This is a genomic window from Janthinobacterium longum (genome assembly GCF_051380735.1).
Taxonomy (GTDB): domain Bacteria; phylum Pseudomonadota; class Gammaproteobacteria; order Burkholderiales; family Burkholderiaceae_D; genus Janthinobacterium.
This window is the reverse complement of record NZ_JBNYXQ010000008.1, coordinates 121047-138397: the sequence shown is the minus strand read 5'-3', so window position 1 is coordinate 138397 and position 17351 is coordinate 121047. Positions and strand designations below refer to the sequence as shown.

Sequence of the window (17351 nt, the reverse complement as noted above, 5' to 3'; positions counted from 1 at the left end):
ACTGGAAATCATGTCTACCTTCGCCACCGCCCTGTACGCAATACCCGCAGCCGTACTGGACATCTCCCTGATCGCCTTCCTGCAACTCGCGCTGGCGCTGGTCGCCATTGCTGCCTTTGCACTGGTCTTCAAACCTTTGCTGGTCGGTATCGCCCGTGCGCTGGTGCTGGTGGTGCGTCCCAAGCTGAGCCGTGAGCAACGCCTGGCGCGCGAGCTGGCCACACGCACATAAGATTTTCCCGCACATGCAAAAGCCGGTCACGCCGGCTTTTTTAACGTCCGTGATTCAGCTCACCTCGCCCAGCAAATGGGAACGCAATTGCATGTCGGCCGGATGGGCGCCGATCCAGATCTTCAGTAGCGCATTATAAAAAGCCAGGTCGGGCACTTTTTCGCCCAGCTGCTTGCCGTTCAGCCTGCACACCGTACCTTCTTCGGGCACCCAGTCCACCGTCAGCATGTCGCCTTTTTTCAAGCCCGGCACCATTTCAAACATGGACCCCAGCTGCATCGTCTGGCTCAGCAGGCGCGTGCGGTCGGCCTGGTCGGAACTGCGGTTCAGGCCTTCCATGAAGGACTTGCCCAGGTCGTCGGAACTGATATCGCGCAACATGACGATTTCGAGCCGGCGCGGCCCGGGTAGCGCCAGGATCTCGGCCAGCTGGCTTTTCTTTTCAGGCAAGTAGAGCGCGATGGTGTAGACCTTGAAGATCAGCTTGTAGCGCACGCCGGCGCCATTCAGTTTCAAGGGCTGGTTCGCCAGTTGCACCGTGTCGTCGAGCTTGACGCCGCCCACCTCGACGGCCAGCGCCGGCAGCGCCAGAGCGGCGCAGAGACAGGCGGTGGCCAGCGAGCGGCCGAGTCGGGATATGCTGAGCATCTGCTGCCTTCCATGAAATAAGCGAAGGGACAGTGTAGAACAGTTGCCGCAAGAGGGCCGCGCAGCTTGGCGGCCGGAATGTTTACGCTTTCAGCGGCAATTCGGCTTGCAGGCGTTCGTACTTCGCCTGCAATTGTTCCGGGCTTTCGATCCAGGCCGGATTGAGCGGGATGCAGCTGACCGGGCACACTTGCTGGCATTGCGGCTCGTCGAAGTGGCCTACGCATTCGGTGCACTTGTTCGGGTCGATTTCGTAGATTTCGGCGCCCATGTAGATCGCGTCATTCGGGCACTCGGGCTCGCAGATATCGCAATTGATGCATTCGTCGGTGATCAGTAGTGCCATGATGTTTACTCTTGCTTATTGCGTCAATGCAGCGTTGGCGGCAATCTTGCTTTGCAGCCAGCGGTTGACCGAGGGGAAGACAAACTTGGAGACGTCGCCGCCCAGCGCTGCGATTTCGCGCACGATGGTGCCCGAAATAAACTGGTACTGGTCCGATGGCGTCAGGAACATGGTTTCGACATCAGGCAGCAGATAGCGGTTCATGCCGGCCATCTGGAATTCGTATTCGAAGTCGGACACGGCGCGCAGGCCGCGCACGATCACACGTGCTTCATGGTTGCGCACGAAATCCTTGAGCAGGCCGGAAAAGCTTTCCACTTGCACATTCGGATAATGACCAAGCACTTCGTTGGCAATTTCCAGGCGTTCGTCGAGCGAGAAAAACGGATTCTTGTTCTTGCTGTCGGCCACACCCACGATCAGCTTGTCAAACAGACCCGATGCGCGGCGCACCAAATCTTCATGACCGCGCGTGAGCGGATCGAACGTTCCCGGATAAACGGCTACAACCATTGCGGCTCCCTGACGATGCACCAATATAGACGCGCATTATGCCTGAATTTGGTGCTTTGCCTTGGGCTGGGGGCCGCTTTTGGCTGATTTCTGCTCAAATTATAAGCAGATTCAGGCCGTTGTCAGCACTTGTTGTAAGTTAGCAAATGATAATAAACTGTCCCTGCTTTATCGGCGCGGATGACTTCCCACGGCGCCATCCAGTCCGGCTTGTCCAGTTCGCTGTTTTCATCGAACACCATCGACAAGCCCGATTCCGCATAAACAATGCCGCCCTCTTTCAACAGATTCGCGCACAGCGGCAATACCTTGGCTAAAAAGTCTTGCTGGTAAGGCGGATCGAGGAAGATCAGGTCGAAACGCTGGCCGTGTGCCGCCAGGCCTTGTGCCGTCAGCAAGGCGTCGCCGCGCAGCAGCTGCACATTGTCGGCACGCAGTTTGGTCTTGTTTTCTTCCAGCTGGCGTATCACGGGCGTATGTGTGTCGACCATGGTGACGGACGATGCACCGCGGCTGGCCGCTTCGAAGCCCAGCGCGCCGCTGCCGGCAAACAGATCCAGCACCTGGGCGTTGGCCCACTCGCCGTCGCGCAGGTGATTGATCCAGTTAAATACCGTTTCGCGCACGCGGTCCGGTGTCGGGCGCAAGCCCAGCGCCTGCAGCACGGGCAAGACGGAGCGCTTCCATTGCCCGCCAATAATGCGCACCTGGTTCGGTGGCGGCGCGTGGTGGACCGGCACTTTGGCCGGTTTCTTGATCTTCTTTTGCATGGGGGATTTCTTCAATTCGATGGCGGCCACTATAGCATATGGCCCCCACCGCCCCTGTGCCGGCGCTGCTTATTTGGGCTGCGCCGCCAGCGAATTGAAGTCGTCGATCCAGCCCTGCATGCGCTTGACGGCATGGGCTTTTTGCGCCGGCGTGGCGATCTTGATGACGGTCAAAACCATCTGCGCCGTGCTGTTGTCAAACGTATCAAAAAAGGCCTTGCGATCGGAGTGTTCGAGGCGCTCGAAACTGTCCTTGATCAGGGTATTGATCAAAGCCACGGTGGCTTCCTTGCTCAGTTTTTCGTTCTGCACCTTTTGCACCAGGTTCAGCACATTGCGCTGGCGGCGCGAGCGCTCGTCGAGCCAGATTTCATTGTCCAGCGGCCGCGCGTCGGACGCCTTGCGGATAATGGCTTCCTGCTCGCTGCTGAAACTGCCGAACCACAGCTCGAACTGCTCCATCGATTTCTTGTAGCGCAGCTGCTGGCGCTTTTCCTGGTCGCCCGTGAGAAACTTCTTGCGGTAGTCGTCATTGTTCGACTTGAACTTCTTCTCCATTTGCGCCACCTGTTCCGGTTTCAGCGAGCGCGCCAGGTCGGCCAGGTCGGGCGCCGCTTTCAGCAGCAGCGACTGGGTACGGCTCTTGATTTCGCTGTAGTCGGCCAGCAGGTCCGCCTGCGTGGGGTTGCCCTGTACCTGCTTCTGGCCCTTGCGCAGGATTTCCACGTAGTCCTTGAGCTGGGTCTTGCGGTGCCAGTCGAACAGCTTGTCGATATCTTCGCGGACCCAGCCTTTCTGGTCGCGGTCCAGGTCGACATAGGCGTTCAGCCACCAGTACAGCACGGTGTCGCCATTGTTGTAAGCCAGGCGCAGGCTGGTGCAGCCGGCCACCACCACCAGCATCAGCGTCAATACTGCGTACTTCAAGCGATTCTGGAAAAGGGCCTGCGTGTTAAACTTTTTCATATTCTTAACTTATAAAATAAATACGGACTATGAACGTTGTCATTCTCGCCGCCGGTATGGGGAAACGCATGCAGTCGGCGCTGCCAAAAGTACTGCACCCACTGGCTGGCAAGCCGCTGCTGTCGCATGTGATTGATATGGCGCGCACCTTGGCGCCGTCCAGATTATGCGTGATTTACGGACATGGGGGCGCAGCGGTGCTGAAACTGCTCGAGCAGTACAAGTCCGGACAGTCGCTGGACATCGCCGCCGCCGAGCAGGCGCAGCAGCTGGGCACTGGCCACGCCGTGCAGCAGGCGCTGCCTTTGCTGGACGATACCGTCCCTACCCTGATCCTGTACGGCGACGTGCCACTGACCAGCAGCAATTCCTTGCAGAAACTGGTACAGGCGGCCGGCAACGGCCAGCTGGCGATTCTGACGGTGGTGCAGGATGATCCTTTCGGCCTGGGCCGCATCGTGCGCGAAAATGGCGCCATTGTGCGCATCGTCGAGGAAAAAGATGCCACGCCCGAGGAACGCGCCATCCGCGAAATCAACAGCGGCATCATGGTCGCACCGACCGTGCAACTGAAGAAATGGTTGTCAGCCCTGTCGAACAACAATGCACAGGGTGAATACTATCTGACCGACATCGTCGCCCAGGCGGTGGCCGACGGCGTGCCCGTCACCTCGGCCCAGCCCGGCGCCGTGTGGGAAGTCGCTGGCGTCAACAGCAAGGTGCAACTGGCGCAGCTGGAACGGATTCACCAGAACAATATCGCGCTGGCCCTGCTTGAGCGCGGCGTGACGCTGCTGGACCCGGCCCGCATCGACGTGCGCGGCGAACTCATTTGTGGGCGCGACGTCACCATCGACGTCGGCTGCGTGTTCGAAGGCCGGGTGGAACTGGGCGACGGCGTGCGCGTGGGCGCCAACAATGTGCTGGTCAACGCCACCGTGGCGGCCGGTGCGCACATCAAGCCGTTCTGCCATATCGAAGAAGCTGTCGTTGGCGCCGGTTCGCTGATCGGCCCGTACGCGCGCTTGCGCCCAGGTACGGTGCTGGCCGAGGAAGTGCATATCGGTAACTTCGTCGAAGTGAAAAACAGCCAGGTGGCCGCCAACAGCAAGGCCAATCACCTGGCGTATATCGGCGACGCCACCATCGGTTCGCGCGTCAATATTGGTGCCGGCACCATTACTTGCAACTACGACGGCGTCAACAAATCGCGCACCGTGATCGAGGACGACGCTTTTATCGGCAGCGACAGCCAGCTGATCGCACCGGTGACCGTCGGCAAGGGCGCCACCCTGGGCGCCGGCACCACCTTGTCGAAAGATGCACCGGCCGGCAAGTTGACCGTTTCGCGCGCCAGGCAAATCACCATCGAGGGCTGGGAACGCCCGGTCAGGAAGCCGAAATAAGTTGCGCTGCCTGATGGCAGACGATGCCGCGAGCCTTTACGGCTTGGCGGCATTTTTTATATGCATGGGTGTTGTGGACAAGCTTGTGGACAGTTGGTGTGCAAAAAGGGGATAAGTCAGCAATTTTTGAATTGTCATTTTTACTATGTGGATAAAGCTGTGTGCAAGCATGCGAAAGACGCAGGGATAAGCCTGGTATAAGCCATGTAAAAGCTGTGAAAAAGACGGGACAAGTTTCGCGTCTTCTCCAGCCTCATCCATCTTTACCCTGCAAATGAACATGATATTTCGAGATGTTCATTTTGAGTTTTCCATCTGTGGATAATGCTGTGTACAAATACTGAATAAGCCAGGAATAACTTCCAAGTTATTGAATTAAATAAGTATTTTATGCATGATTCGCATGGTTTCCTGTGGATAAATTTGTGCACAAGCCTGTTGCCAACTGGTGAGCAATCGCTGGGCAAGTCGGGATAACTTGTTTTTCACCCTAGCTTTTCCCAGGCATGAAAAAAGCAGCTGCGCCATGCAGCCCCGGAGCACTTCGCAGGCTGTGGATAACAATGTGCACAAGTGGCATAACAAGTCTGGATAACTTGTCTGTGCCCCGGCTCAGACGGCGATGCGCGTCTCGAACTTGCTGCGGAAGGTGGAAAAATAGCTTTTTACATTGCGCACGTTGGCGTGCGCTGTAAACAGGCTGTGCGCCAGCGCATGGTAGGCCGGCATGTCGGCCACCTGCACGAGCAGCACGAAATCGGGGCCAGGCGAGACGCGGTAGCATTGCAGCACGGCCGCTTCGTTCGCCACCAGTTGTTCGAACTCGGCCATGCGTTCGGCCGCCTGCACATCGAGCGTGATCTCGACCACGGCCGTCAGGCTGGGCCCCACCCGTTGCGGCGCGACGATCGCCACCTGCCGTTCGATCACGCCGCTGTCGGTCAGATGCTTGACCCTGCGCAAACAAGTCGGCGCCGAGACATGCACCAGCCGCGCCAGTTCGCTGTTGGTTTGTGATGCATCAACTTGCAAGGCATTCAGAATGCGCCGGTCGATATCGTCTAGCAGGATGGTAGTGTCGCTCATGAATTAGAAAATAAATTTGAATTAAATGAAAGAATATTTCATCGCAAAATATACATGAAATATTCAATCAAAAAAAAATGAATTTAGAAAGCTTATTTCATACTCGCTGGATTAGCATGGATGCATTAGTTAATTCAATTCGAGGTTTCCATGTGCGGCATAGTCGGCGCGGTAGCGCAGCGTAATATCACCCCCATCCTGCTCGAAGGCCTGAAGCGCCTGGAGTACCGCGGCTACGATTCCTGCGGCATCGCCCTGCACGCCGATGGCCGTTTGCAACGTTCGCGCTCCACCGCGCGCGTGGCCGAGTTGGAAAAGCGGATCGCCGAAGAAGGCCTCGCCGGCTTTACCGGCATCGCCCATACGCGCTGGGCCACGCATGGCGCCCCGGTTTCCTTCAATGCCCACCCGCACTTTTCGCCAACCGAAGACAACGCCCGCGTGGCGCTGGTGCATAACGGCATTATTGAAAACCACGACGACCTGCGCGCCGAACTGACGGCCCTCGGTTATGTGTTCCAGAGCCAGACCGATACCGAAGTCATCGCCCACCTGGTCGAGCATATGTATAACGGCGACCTGTTCGAGACGGTGCAACAAGCCGTCAAGCGCCTCGACGGCGCTTATGCGATCGCCGTTTTCTGCCGCGACGAACCGCACCGCGTGGTCGCCGCCCGCCAGGGGTCGCCGCTGATCGTCGGCTTGGGCGAAGGTGAAAACTTTGTCGCTTCCGACGCCATGGCGCTGGCCGGCACCACCAGCCAGATTATCTACCTGGAAGAAGGCGACGTGGTCGACCTGCAACTGTCGCGCGTGTGGATCGTCGACGTCGACGGCAGGCAAGTCAACCGTGAAGTCAAGACCGTGCATGCGCACACCGGTGCCGCCGAACTGGGCCCGTACCGCCACTACATGCAGAAAGAAATCTTCGAGCAACCGCGCGCCATCGGCGACACGCTCGAAGGCGTGACGGCCATCATGCCCGAGCTGTTCGGCGACGGCGCCTATAAAATCTTCAAGCAGATCGACCGCGTGCTGATCCTGGCCTGCGGCACCAGCTCGTATGCCGGCATGACCGCCAAGTACTGGATCGAATCGATCGCCAAAGTGCCGGTCAGCGTGGAAGTAGCCAGCGAATACCGCTACCGCGACAGCGTGCCGCATCCGAACACCCTGGTCGTCACCATCTCGCAAAGCGGCGAAACGGCCGACACCTTGGCCGCCCTGAAACACGCGCGCAGCCTGGGCATGCATCACACGCTGACGATTTGCAACGTGGCCACCAGCGCCATGGTGCGCGAATGCGCGCTGGCCTACATCACCCGCGCCGGCGTCGAAGTGGGCGTCGCCTCGACCAAGGCCTTTACCACCCAGCTGGCCGGCCTGTTCCTGCTGACCCTGTGCCTGGCGCAAGTCAACGGACGCCTGACCGACGACGAAGAAGCGGCCCACCTGAAAGCCATGCGCCACCTGCCCGTGGCAATTGCCGCCGTGCTGGCGCTGGAACCGCAAATCATCGCCTGGTCCGAAGAATTCGCCCGCAAGGAAAACGCCCTCTTTTTAGGCCGCGGCATGCACTACCCGATCGCCCTGGAAGGTGCGCTGAAGCTGAAGGAAATTTCCTATATCCACGCCGAAGCGTACCCGGCCGGTGAACTCAAGCACGGCCCGCTGGCCCTGGTGACCAATGAAATGCCGGTCGTCACCATCGCCCCGAACGACGCCCTGATCGAAAAGCTGAAGTCGAACATGCAGGAAGTGCGCGCCCGCGGCGGCCAGCTGTACGTCTTCGCCGACGTCGACTCGCGCATCAGCTCGGGCGAAGGCCTGCACGTGATCCGCCTGCCGGAACACTACGGCGTGCTGTCCCCGATCCTGCACGTCGTAGCGCTGCAACTGCTGGCGTACCACACAGCGCTGGCACGCGGCACCGATGTGGACAAGCCGCGGAATTTGGCCAAGTCGGTGACGGTGGAGTAAGGGTTCAATGGCTGGGAGAGAAGGTGTTGGCAAACAATAAAGTCTGACACAAGTGGCCTTGGATACTTGCCATTAGCTGAAGCCCATGTTTGCCTTGATCTGACCACATGGGCTTTTTAATGCCGCGACGATGTCGTTTCAATGATTCCACTGCAAACGGAAATCAGGACTGACGCCATCGCTGAGCAAGCTTGCCGCGATGACGCCAGGGCCTCCCGGTCATCCAGTTCGTTTTTCGACGCGCGCGCCTTCATGCTCCCGATCGCGAAATATATAGATACATGAACTGCGAGAAAGAACTGCGGGAGCCAAAGTGATTGATATTGTTCGGTTGGCTGACATGGAGCGAGGCTGCGATATAGTGCCGCTTTCCCTATAGTCATTAGGACAGCCCATGGATCGCGTACATGCAATGCAAGTATTTCTTAGAGTGGTCGAAAGCAGAAGTTTTGTCCGCGCAGCAGAGACCTTGGGTTTGCCGGCTTCCTCAGTCACCGCCATCATCAAGCGGCTGGAAAAGCATTTGCAGATACGGCTGCTTAACCGTTCCACTAGAAACCTTAGCCTGACGCCAGAGGGCGAGCGCTACCTGTCCCGCTGCCGCGAAATACTTGACCTGATTGACGACACTGAATCGAGCCTGCACGGCTCTGCCGAGCGTCCGCATGGGCGCTTACGCGTCGATGTGCCCGCAGGGATTGTGCACGCCTTGATCCTGCCAAAGTTGGAGCAGTTCCAGCAGCGCTACCCCGATGTGTATCTGATGATAGGCGTAAATGATCGTCAGGTGGACTTGATCCAGGAAGGCATCGATTGCGTGATCCGCACCGGCAGCCTCCATAACTCGGCGCTGGTCGCGCGCCGGTTGGGCGAGTTGCGCTGGATTACCTGCGCAGCGCCGTCCTATCTGGAAGAAAAGGGGATTCCCGAGGGTTTGGAGGATTTGCCATTACATCGGGCGGTCCACTATTTTTCCAGCACGACGAGGCGGGTAACTGAGCTGAATTTTACCGAGGACGGCAGCAGTGTCGGTGTGGCGGTTCCTGGCTCGGTAGCGGTTAACGAGACGGGACTGTACATCAAGCTGGGCCTGGACGGAGGCGGCTTGATGCAGCTGGCGGAGATCCTGGTGGCGGACCAGTTGCGCACCGGAGAACTGGTCGAGGTACTGGCCGACATGCGGCCGGCCCCTGTGCCGGTGTCACTATTTTATCCCCATCAGCGCTTTCTCTCTCCTGCGATGCGGGCGTTCGCCGACTGGACGGCTGAGCTGTTCAGCACTGTCGGGTAGCCGACATTGTTCGGATTTTCTGCATGTTGAAAATGCGCGGTGGCACTTTTTCTCCGTGCTGGCCTGCACTAGACTGCCTGCATCTCATCACCTGCGCAGGAAACGACCATGCCCGCACCAGATCGTCAATTACTCCAGCCCCTGGCCTCGGTCTCCCACAAGATACTGATTCGCGGCGCTACCGTCATCAGCATGGATGGCAATGTCGGTAATTTACCCAAGGGCGATATCCTGATTGCCGATGGCGTGATTGCTGCCATCGGTCTGCGGCTCGACGCTGACGGCGCCGAAGTGATCGACGCCGCAGACATGATTGCCATTCCGGGCATGGTCGATACCCATCGCCATTCCTGGGAAGGCCAGCTGCGCCGGATTAACCCCAACGCGGAATCGCTCGAGCACTATTGCAACGCCACGCATTTCTCGTTTGCCAAATACTACCGGCCGCAGGACATCTACGTGGGCAACCTGCTCACGGCCTTGGGCTGCATTGATGCCGGCATCACGACCGTCATCGACAACTCCCACAACAGCCGCACGGCAGCGCACTCCGACGCGGCAGTCGAAGCCCTGCTCGATACGGGCATCCGTGCGGTCCATGCTGCCGGCGCGCCCGTCGCTGGCGACTGGGATACGGCGCATTGGCCCGGCAACCTGGCACGCCTGCAGGCCAAGTACTTCAACGACCCTGACAGCCTGGTGACACTGGCCATGATGGCGCAGCTGGAACCCGACCAGTGGACCGTCGCACGCGAACTCGGCATTCCTATCGTGACCGAGTTTTTCGGCGGCGGTATGGCAGCCGAGCTCGAAGGCCTGCACGAGCAGGGGATGCTTGGCAGCGACAACATCTTTAACCACTGCACCTGTCTGCCTGAATCCGGCTGGAACATCTTGCGCGAAGCAGGTGTGCGCGTCAATGTATGCCCGCGTTCGGATGCCCACTACGGTATCGAGGATGGCGTGAACGCCTGGCAGAAGGCGTTCGAGCATGGCATACGCCCCGGCCTGAGTGTCGACAACGAGACCTCGTACAGCGGTGACATGTTCATGGAAATGCGCGTGGCGTTCTATCTGCAACGGGCCATGGATCATACCCGGCGCCACCATGGGCAGCACCATGTGGCAGCGCCCAGCGATGCGTTCCGGTTACTCGAGGCTGCCACCATCGACGGCGCCGCAGTTGCGGGGCTGGAACAACGGATCGGCAGCTTGAGCCCGGGAAAGCAGGCCGACCTGGTACTGATCCGAACCGGCGACCTCAACATTTACCCGGTCAACAACGCCATCGGCACCGTGGTGCACGCGGCAGAGCGCAGCAATATCGATACCGTCATCATTGGCGGGCGCCTGCGCAAACGCGGTGGCGTCGTGCTGGGCGTCGATCAGGCCAAGCTGCGTGCTGCAATCGACGAATCCTGCATGCACCTGTTCAGTGCTGCGGGTTACAAGCCCGATCTGTTCGAGGCGTCGTTTGCACCGATCCACGGTTCGTAAGCAGCGCTTGATGAACGCGTTACTGTTACCGATTGCTTTCTGCGCCGGCATTGCCATCGCCTTGCAAACTACCTTGAATGGTCAGTTAGCGCGCGGCATCGGCGGAGACTCCCTGACGGCATCGCTGGTGTCTTTCATCATCGGTGCGTTGTCTCTGGCTGTGATCGCCTTGCTGCGCGGCGGTGCCATACCATCACTGGCGCAAGTACCTGCCCAGCCCCTCTGGAGCCTGTTGGGCGGCCTGCTCGGTGCCGGAGCATTGCTGTGCAATGTCCTGCTGGCACCGCGCATCGGCCTGACCATGCTGGTGGGGCTGGCCGTCGTCGGCCAGCTGACGTCTTCGCTGATCATCGATCACTTTGCCCTGCTGGGTGCAACGGCACGGCCGATTTCCGCAGCAAAACTGGTAGGCGCATTGTTGATGATTGCCGGTTTGGCCATGCTGGTATTCGGTGAGCGGGTGTCGAAGCCCTGAGCGGATGAAAGCGGCGCCTCCCTGGCAGAGCCGCATCAGAAAATGATCTACACAAACGAGAAAATCATGTTCGAAATTATTGAAAAGTCCGAGGATATGCTCGGCGAATGTCCGATCTGGTGCCCACGGACACACCGTCTTTTCTGGACCAACATCTTGGGAAACGAGTTGCTGGCCTACGCGCCGGGCACCGGAGTCCGTGGGCGCTGGCCCTTGCCCGAGCGACTGGCATCGTTTGCATTCACCGCGCGGCAAGACGTGCTGTTACTCGGCCTGGCATCCCGCCTGGCCTTTTTTGATCTGGCGACAGGAGTGCTCACCGAGATCGGTGCATCACCCGGCAACCCGAATACGCGCATCGGTGACGGGCGTTGCGATCGCGAAGGTAACTTTGTCTTCGGCACCATGCACGAAGGCGAGCCGCAGGAGCGGGTGGGGGCTTTTTATCGTCTCAATGCCCAAACGATGACCATCGAGTCTCTGGCGCTGCCCGGCGTTGCCATCGCCAATAGCGTTTGCTTCAGTCCCGATGGCACGACGATGTATTACTGCGATTCGCTGCAGCCGAACATTTTTTGTTGCGAGTATCCAAGTCTTGAACACCAACGCGTATTTGCGGATGTCCTCGGCGGCGGCGCGCCGGACGGCTCCTGTGTCGATGCGGATGGTTTCCTGTGGAATGCGGAGTGGGGCGGCAGCAGGGTCGTTCGATACAGCCCGGATGGTCGGGTTGACCGTGTTATTGCATCGCCGGCAATCCAGAGCACGTGTCCGGCAATCGGTGGCCACTCGGGCGATATCCTGTTCTGTACCAGCGCGAGAGTGGGTCTTTCCACGCCCACCGATGCAGACGGTGCCCTGCTTGCGGTCAGTGTGACAGGGGCCAATGGCATGCACGAGACCTGTTTTGCCGGCTAGGGGCCTCGGCGCCATGCGTAAGCGCGCATATGCCAGAGATGCAGCTGCACTGTCGGGCCGGTTGGGCGTTCATTCTCCAGTGTTAGCCAACGCGCTTGCGGTTTGTGCACAAGAAGGTGCGCGTTTCAGCCATGCGTTGCCGATGTACTACACGCCAATCTGATTCCTCGCTGCGTGCGGCGACACGGCGCCTTGGTTTCCGCCTGGGCGGCGGTCTGTCGGCAACCCGTATGGTCAGCACACACATGTGAGCTAAAAAACAGACACCGGGCACCGGCTTGTCGGCCATGCCTTCCTGCCCGACATCCCTACCCCAGCGTCAGCACATGCACCCCACTATCCTCGCAGCCCACATCAATCATGCGCCCCGCCTGGTCGAACAACAGTATGTGCCCGTCATCGACCTGCACCCTTGCCGCTTCGCATGCGCCCAGCGACAGTTGGGCCAGTACTTTTCCCGTCCGGTTGTCGACCACCAGGCATTCCAGCGTGTCGTCGTCAGGGTGGCTGCGCACCAGCAGCAAGCCGGCCGCCTGTGTCACGTCGATGGCGCTGTAAATCGCCCACGATGCCAGCGTAAATGGTGCGGCAGAAACGCCGTTATGCACTTGCAGCGACATGTATCCTTCATTGTGCTGTTCACGGACCAGTGTCGGTGTGTCGCGCGCGTGGTGCGGCAACAGCGCCAGCAGTTCATGTTGCGGGCGGGGAAAGCTGTCGCGTTGCGTCAGGCGGCGCGCGGGCAGCTGATAGCGCCATTGCTCGATCTCGTGCGCGGTTTCCAGCAGCAGGGTTTGCGTGCCCTGCTCTTCCAGGAAGGCGATCACGCGGCCCGGCAGGTCGGCCACCTGCCAGCACACCGTCAATTGATCCTTGCTGATATCGATGGCGACCAGGCGGTTGTCGATCACTGCGTTCCATACCAGGCCGTCATGGTTGTCGGCCCAGAAGCGCAGCGGTTCGATGATCCAGTCCGATACCTTGCGCGCGAGCAGGTCGATGCGGCTGACGCGCCACTTGCTGTCGCGCTGCACCAGCGCCAGCGCGCGCTGGCCGCCGGCCGCCAGCACCAGGCGCGTGGCCGGCACGGGGAACTGCGCCAGCTGGCGGCCATGGCGGTCGATGCGCACCACGCCGCCCTCGCCCAGCGCCAGCAGGTAGTGGCCGTCGGGCAGGCGGCGCGCGTCGTGTATCGGCAGCAAGCCGCGCTCGTCCAGACGCACGCGCAGCATCTCGCTGCGCGCCGTCAGCCCCGGTGGCGGCGTGATGGCGGTCATCGATAGCGGCGGCAGGTCGGCCTGCAGGATGGCGCCGTCGGACAGGGCCAACAGCCTGGTCAGCGATTTCTTGTCGAAGTCGCTGCGCCCGGCCATGCGATCGGTCAGCAGCGGGCGCATCAGTTCTGCCGCCACCCGTTTGGTGGCGGGCGAATGCTGCGATAGCACCAGCAGTTCCGTGCCCAGGCGCATGCGCTGCTGCACGCCGTGTTCGCTGTCGTCGTCCAGCAGTTGCAGCACGCGCGCCTCGCTGTCGGGCAGGCTGGCCGGCAGCAGCACCAGTTTCTTGAGCAGCGAGCGCAGGCCCAGGGTGCCGCCGGCGCGCTCGCCTTCGAGCAGCCAGGCCAGCGCCTGGCCTTGCTGTTCCGGCAGGGGCCAGATGGCCTCTGCCGCTTCGGCAAGCTGGCCGCGCATGGCCAGGTCTTCGGCCCACAGCAGCCGCATCAGCGCAGCTTGCGGGCTGCGGCGTTTCTCCAGCAGCTGGACTGCGGCGGCGAAGGCCTGGCCTATGCGGGCCAGTTGCAGCGCCCGCTCGAGATTGCCGGCCATGCACCACAGGCGCACGGCGATTTCCGGCGCCAGCTCCATGGTTTCGGCCAGCTGGGCGGCCTGCTTGAGGCGGCCATGCTGTTCCAGATAGTCGACCGCTTCGCTGCCCTGCTTGAGCAGTTCGGCCAGCACATAGGTGGCTTCGTCGATCTTGCCTTCGCGGTCCAGCCGCTCAAAAGTGCGGCGGTAGGTTGTGCGCAAATAGTCTTCCAGCTCGCTACCGAGGCCGATCGCGCTGCGCGCCTGGCCCGGGCCGGAGATTTCCAGGCTGCTGCGCGGGCGCGGCGTGCCGAAGGCCTGGCGGCTGGGCTGCGACGAGCTGTCCAGCGGAATGGCATGGCGCAGTGCTTCGGCCGTATCGCCTTCTTCAAGCAACGCCATCATCTTGCGCAGATAAGCGGCCTGGCGCCAGCCGATAATGCGGGAGGCGCGCGTCAGGATCGCCAGCCGGCTTGCCAGCGCGGCCAGTCGTTGCGCCAGCACCGACTCAGGCTGCCGCTGGCCATGCCCGCCGCCCGCCTGCCTGGATTGACCCTGCGCACGGCCACCGAACAGCCTGGCCAGCATGCCCGCCATGCCCGCCGCCACCTGGCCGATGCCGGCGCCCGATATCGCCGGCCGCTGGCCGTGCCGGGCCTGGTCGAGCTGTCTTAAAAAATCTGCGCGGCTGGCGCTGGGCGGCGCCAGCGTATCCGAAAAGATCTCATGCACAGGCATCGCCGCCAGCAGCGCCGGATCGGTGGCGGTGGCGGTGGCGGCGGCGCGCGGTGGCTGCAAAGGCGCATGCAGGGCAATCGCGTCCAGCTCGAGCCAGGCGGCGGGATCGATGCGCGGTGCTGCGGCAAGGCTGATCAGTTCCGCCTGCGCCGCGCGTACCAGCCAGCAGTACGATGGCGGCGTGGCGGCACGCTCGTCCGCCGCCAATGGCGCGCTGCTGAGGATGCCTGCCTGCTCGCATAGCGGCAGGCCGTCGAGCAACTCGCAACGGGCCTGGCGCGGGCTTGCCAGCAGCAGCAGGAAACCGTCCTGCACCAGATGCAGCCGTGCACCGGGCGCCCAGTGGCGCAGCACGCGTCGGCGCGCCTCGGCTTCGCCAGTCAGCGCCAGGTCGAACCACAGCGCATGCACCAGTTGCATGCCTTCATAAAGGGGGCGGCGGACTTTATTCATAGGCGTCATCGGCGTCATCGGCACCGCCATCGCAGGAAATTTGCAGCAATGGCTGTTCGCCATCAAGATCGCGCACCACCACCGTGCTGCTCTTGGCCGTGATCCAGGCGATGCGGGCACTGGCGGCGTCCATGCTGGCCTGCTGTATCGGTTCGGGCGAGGTCGCCAGTTCATGGCGCACATGGCCGACCCGCATTTCGATGCGGCGGCGGCCCGGGTGCAGCACCACCAGGCCCGGTTTCGGGTGCTTGCTGCTGATGGCCACGCCCAGCACAGTGGCGCCATCGTCGATGTCCATCGTTTCGCCCTTGTTATGGCTGCCGACCCACCATTGCGTCGCGCCGGTTTTGATTGCCAGCAGCGTGCCGCCGTGACCATCGGGCTCGCCTTTCAGTGCGCCATGCAGTAGCGCGCTGCCTGCTTGCGCGATCCGGTTCATCTTGGATGGAGACGAATTCTGGCTATGCCAGTGATACAGCTGGACGCCGCCGCCCTCGGCGCAGCCGATGTACAGCGAATCGCCCAAATGATGGATGCCGATCACGTCGTCGAGCATATGATGGAAAGATACAGTCGGCATGGCCGTTGGCGATGCCGGCGGGACGGCTTGCCAGCAAACCAGGCGTCTTTTGGTATCGAGCACAACCACATGTTCATAGCGTTTGACTGTGTGGTTCGCCAGCAGATAAAACGCCTCCAGCCACCGTGCCATGCCGGGCGGCGCATGAAAGTCTTCCAGCGGTGGGCGTTCGCACAAGATCGGCTTGCCGGAAAGCAGCGGGCCGGGAAAGTTGTGAAACTTCAGCGTGCCATCGGCGCTGGTGATGCACGACAACGTGGTCTTGAACACGCCTGCGGCAAGGATGGCGCCGTGCGCGGGCACCGACAGGATGCGGTATTTGCCCGGCTTGCCAGAGGCCGACTGCGGCACATGATAGACGATGCCACTACCGTCGAGCTGGCGCACGCAGACCAGCTTGCCGCCACTGGAAAAACGCGGCGCTTGCGCGCGCGATGGCCGGGTGTCGCGGTGATGGATCGTGCCCGGCAGCGCGGCAGGCGTGAACGGTTTTCGCAACAGGCGCACGGCGACAGGCGCAGCGGGCAGTTCGAGCTGCAGCGTGCGCTGGTCGCGCCGTTGCCGCACGCAGACGTGCAGGTGATTGCCGCCCAGAGCGCGGCGGATAGCAACCTGGTTGCGCGCCTGCCTTGGGGCTTCGCCGCTAACGCCGATCAGCCAGCAGTCGGCCAGGTCGGCGCCGAGCTCTGCTTCCCATTGCTGGCGGGCGTCAACCGGCGCCGGCTGCAAGGTGCGCGAACGCAGCAGCTTGCGCAGCGCATCGTGCCCGCTGTCGTCGAACATGACGCCCGGCCGCTGCCAGATACCCCAGCGAAATTGCGCGCCGGCCTGCTGCGCGCGGCGCGCCAGCAGGATGAACAGCGCCAGGTGGGCCAGGCGCGGCTCGCCCAGTTGCGCCGGGCCGGCGTCGAACAGCGCCACGCTATGCAGCGAACGCTGGTGCACGGCCGGTTCCGGGCCGTTGAACAGCAGTTCGCCGCTGCCGGCGCGGCGCAAAAATTCGTCCGGTTCGGCGTCGGCAATCGCCCATTCCGAGATCAACAGGCGCTCGTAGTGGCCGCGTCGCACGATGTTGCCGATGCCGGCAGGCTCGGCGCCGCGTTCCAGTGTGGCCGTGCTGAGTTTGCCGACCAGCGGATGCAGGCGCAGCAGCAGCGCGCCGACGGCGGGCGCCAGGTCTGGCGCAAACAAATTCAACCAGAGCGCCCATGGCTCCAGTGCGGCCGGCAGCGCTGTCATGCCAGCTCCTGCGCCAGCCAGTCCAGCAGCGAAGGCGTGAGCGCCTGTGCGCCGGCCAGCGGCAGCAGCAGTTCCGGCGCGTGCCACAGCAGTACCGGGCTGCTGGCGGCACGTTCGATCAGCCTGGTTTGCACCAGGTCGGCCGGCAGCGCTGGCGCCAGATGCGTGGGGGTCCACAAATTGGGCGCATGCGGATCTGGCGCGCAATAGCGTGCGCCATCGATCCACGGCAGCGCCTGGTTGGCGCCCAGCAGCACCAGCAGGTCGCGCGTGGCCACCACCGACAGCGCTTGCAGCTGTTTGAGACTGCATGATTGCAATAGCGCCAGCAGCGCGGGCGCAAGCAGCGCGGGCGCGACCAGGCCGGCCGGCACCAGTGCGGTGGCGCGCGTTTGCCAGGCCATTACC

The 17351-nt window shown here is 61.5% G+C and carries 16 protein-coding genes; 7 read left to right on the top strand and 9 right to left on the bottom strand.

The genetic code is table 11. From position 1 onward, the window contains the following. Positions 1 to 10: 10 nt before the first annotated feature. On the top strand, positions 11 to 232 hold the full coding sequence (locus ACQ4WM_RS19310) for a hypothetical protein (RefSeq protein WP_436548281.1): 222 nt from the start codon (positions 11 to 13) through the stop codon (positions 230 to 232). A gap of 54 nt (positions 233 to 286) precedes the next feature. On the opposite strand, the gene ACQ4WM_RS19305 is transcribed toward ACQ4WM_RS19310, so the two are convergent. The 5 genes from ACQ4WM_RS19305 to ACQ4WM_RS19285 form a co-directional block, all read right to left on the bottom strand. Then, entirely contained in the window at positions 287 to 880 is a 594-nt protein-coding gene (locus tag ACQ4WM_RS19305; RefSeq protein WP_436548280.1) for a chalcone isomerase family protein, read from the bottom strand. An 82-nt stretch (positions 881 to 962) separates the two neighbouring features. Next, a complete protein-coding gene (locus ACQ4WM_RS19300; RefSeq protein ID WP_436548279.1) occupies positions 963 to 1226 on the bottom strand; it encodes a YfhL family 4Fe-4S dicluster ferredoxin in 264 nt (87 codons plus the stop codon). 15 nt (positions 1227 to 1241) lie between these two features. Further along, complete coding sequence (gene coaD / locus ACQ4WM_RS19295; protein WP_436548278.1) at positions 1242 to 1739, bottom strand: pantetheine-phosphate adenylyltransferase; 498 nt, start codon at positions 1737 to 1739, stop codon at positions 1242 to 1244. Between the two features lie 122 nt (positions 1740 to 1861). After that, on the bottom strand, positions 1862 to 2509 hold the full coding sequence (gene rsmD, locus ACQ4WM_RS19290) for a 16S rRNA (guanine(966)-N(2))-methyltransferase RsmD (protein WP_436548277.1): 648 nt from the start codon (positions 2507 to 2509) through the stop codon (positions 1862 to 1864). A 69-nt stretch (positions 2510 to 2578) separates the two neighbouring features. Next, positions 2579 to 3475, bottom strand: coding sequence for a DUF6279 family lipoprotein (locus ACQ4WM_RS19285; RefSeq protein ID WP_436548276.1), 897 nt, complete (start codon positions 3473 to 3475; stop codon positions 2579 to 2581). A gap of 29 nt (positions 3476 to 3504) precedes the next feature. Here ACQ4WM_RS19285 and glmU point away from each other — a divergent pair, with 29 nt between their 5' ends. After that, a complete protein-coding gene (gene glmU, locus ACQ4WM_RS19280) occupies positions 3505 to 4881 on the top strand; it encodes a bifunctional UDP-N-acetylglucosamine diphosphorylase/glucosamine-1-phosphate N-acetyltransferase GlmU (RefSeq protein WP_436548275.1) in 1377 nt (458 codons plus the stop codon). 612 nt (positions 4882 to 5493) lie between these two features. Here the strand turns inward: glmU and ACQ4WM_RS19275 are convergent. Further along, complete coding sequence (locus tag ACQ4WM_RS19275; protein WP_436548274.1) at positions 5494 to 5967, bottom strand: Lrp/AsnC family transcriptional regulator; 474 nt, start codon at positions 5965 to 5967, stop codon at positions 5494 to 5496. Positions 5968 to 6117: 150 nt separating this feature from the next. Here ACQ4WM_RS19275 and glmS point away from each other — a divergent pair, with 150 nt between their 5' ends. From glmS to ACQ4WM_RS19250, 5 genes are all read left to right on the top strand, one after another. Then, entirely contained in the window at positions 6118 to 7947 is a 1830-nt protein-coding gene (gene glmS, locus ACQ4WM_RS19270) for a glutamine--fructose-6-phosphate transaminase (isomerizing) (protein WP_436548273.1), read from the top strand. Between the two features lie 394 nt (positions 7948 to 8341). After that, positions 8342 to 9238 (top strand): LysR family transcriptional regulator, encoded by an 897-nt coding sequence (locus tag ACQ4WM_RS19265; RefSeq protein WP_436548272.1) that lies wholly within the window; start codon positions 8342 to 8344, stop codon positions 9236 to 9238. A 108-nt stretch (positions 9239 to 9346) separates the two neighbouring features. After that, positions 9347 to 10735 (top strand): amidohydrolase family protein, encoded by a 1389-nt coding sequence (locus tag ACQ4WM_RS19260; protein ID WP_436548271.1) that lies wholly within the window; start codon positions 9347 to 9349, stop codon positions 10733 to 10735. Next, a complete protein-coding gene (locus ACQ4WM_RS19255) occupies positions 10713 to 11210 on the top strand; it encodes a DMT family transporter (protein WP_436548270.1) in 498 nt (165 codons plus the stop codon). Before ACQ4WM_RS19260 ends, ACQ4WM_RS19255 begins: the two co-directional genes overlap by 23 nt. 66 nt (positions 11211 to 11276) lie before the next feature. Further along, complete coding sequence (locus tag ACQ4WM_RS19250; RefSeq protein WP_436548269.1) at positions 11277 to 12128, top strand: SMP-30/gluconolactonase/LRE family protein; 852 nt, start codon at positions 11277 to 11279, stop codon at positions 12126 to 12128. Positions 12129 to 12436: 308 nt separating this feature from the next. Here ACQ4WM_RS19250 and ACQ4WM_RS19245 read toward each other — a convergent pair whose 3' ends face one another. From ACQ4WM_RS19245 to ACQ4WM_RS19235, 3 genes are read right to left on the bottom strand one after another with little or no spacing between them, the layout of a single operon-like run. Then, positions 12437 to 15124 (bottom strand): bpX6 domain-containing protein, encoded by a 2688-nt coding sequence (locus ACQ4WM_RS19245; RefSeq protein WP_436548268.1) that lies wholly within the window; start codon positions 15122 to 15124, stop codon positions 12437 to 12439. Beyond that, positions 15117 to 16943, bottom strand: coding sequence for a hypothetical protein (locus ACQ4WM_RS19240; RefSeq protein ID WP_436548267.1), 1827 nt, complete (start codon positions 16941 to 16943; stop codon positions 15117 to 15119). The genes ACQ4WM_RS19245 and ACQ4WM_RS19240 overlap by 8 nt, the downstream gene beginning before the upstream one ends. After that, positions 16940 to 17347, bottom strand: a complete 408-nt coding sequence (locus ACQ4WM_RS19235; RefSeq protein ID WP_436548266.1) for a bpX5 domain-containing protein — start codon at positions 17345 to 17347, stop codon at positions 16940 to 16942. The genes ACQ4WM_RS19240 and ACQ4WM_RS19235 overlap by 4 nt, the downstream gene beginning before the upstream one ends. Positions 17348 to 17351: the final 4 nt, after the last annotated feature.

What these genes read in the sequence shown, in the direction of transcription:
- glmS (WP_436548273.1), top strand. Translation starts at nt 6,118, where the DNA reads ATGTGCGGCATAGTCGGCGCGGTAGCGCAGCGTAATATCACCCCCATC.
- ACQ4WM_RS19310 (WP_436548281.1), top strand. Translation starts at nt 11, where the DNA reads ATGTCTACCTTCGCCACCGCCCTGTACGCAATACCCGCAGCCGTACTG.
- ACQ4WM_RS19260 (WP_436548271.1), top strand. Translation starts at nt 9,347, where the DNA reads ATGCCCGCACCAGATCGTCAATTACTCCAGCCCCTGGCCTCGGTCTCC.
- ACQ4WM_RS19245 (WP_436548268.1), bottom strand. Translation starts at nt 15,124, where the DNA reads ATGAATAAAGTCCGCCGCCCCCTTTATGAAGGCATGCAACTGGTGCAT.
- rsmD (WP_436548277.1), bottom strand. Translation starts at nt 2,509, where the DNA reads ATGCAAAAGAAGATCAAGAAACCGGCCAAAGTGCCGGTCCACCACGCG.
- ACQ4WM_RS19235 (WP_436548266.1), bottom strand. Translation starts at nt 17,347, where the DNA reads ATGGCCTGGCAAACGCGCGCCACCGCACTGGTGCCGGCCGGCCTGGTC.
- ACQ4WM_RS19240 (WP_436548267.1), bottom strand. Translation starts at nt 16,943, where the DNA reads ATGACAGCGCTGCCGGCCGCACTGGAGCCATGGGCGCTCTGGTTGAAT.
- ACQ4WM_RS19285 (WP_436548276.1), bottom strand. Translation starts at nt 3,475, where the DNA reads ATGAAAAAGTTTAACACGCAGGCCCTTTTCCAGAATCGCTTGAAGTAC.
- ACQ4WM_RS19265 (WP_436548272.1), top strand. Translation starts at nt 8,342, where the DNA reads ATGGATCGCGTACATGCAATGCAAGTATTTCTTAGAGTGGTCGAAAGC.
- ACQ4WM_RS19275 (WP_436548274.1), bottom strand. Translation starts at nt 5,967, where the DNA reads ATGAGCGACACTACCATCCTGCTAGACGATATCGACCGGCGCATTCTG.
- ACQ4WM_RS19300 (WP_436548279.1), bottom strand. Translation starts at nt 1,226, where the DNA reads ATGGCACTACTGATCACCGACGAATGCATCAATTGCGATATCTGCGAG.
- ACQ4WM_RS19250 (WP_436548269.1), top strand. Translation starts at nt 11,277, where the DNA reads ATGTTCGAAATTATTGAAAAGTCCGAGGATATGCTCGGCGAATGTCCG.
- glmU (WP_436548275.1), top strand. Translation starts at nt 3,505, where the DNA reads ATGAACGTTGTCATTCTCGCCGCCGGTATGGGGAAACGCATGCAGTCG.
- coaD (WP_436548278.1), bottom strand. Translation starts at nt 1,739, where the DNA reads ATGGTTGTAGCCGTTTATCCGGGAACGTTCGATCCGCTCACGCGCGGT.
- ACQ4WM_RS19305 (WP_436548280.1), bottom strand. Translation starts at nt 880, where the DNA reads ATGCTCAGCATATCCCGACTCGGCCGCTCGCTGGCCACCGCCTGTCTC.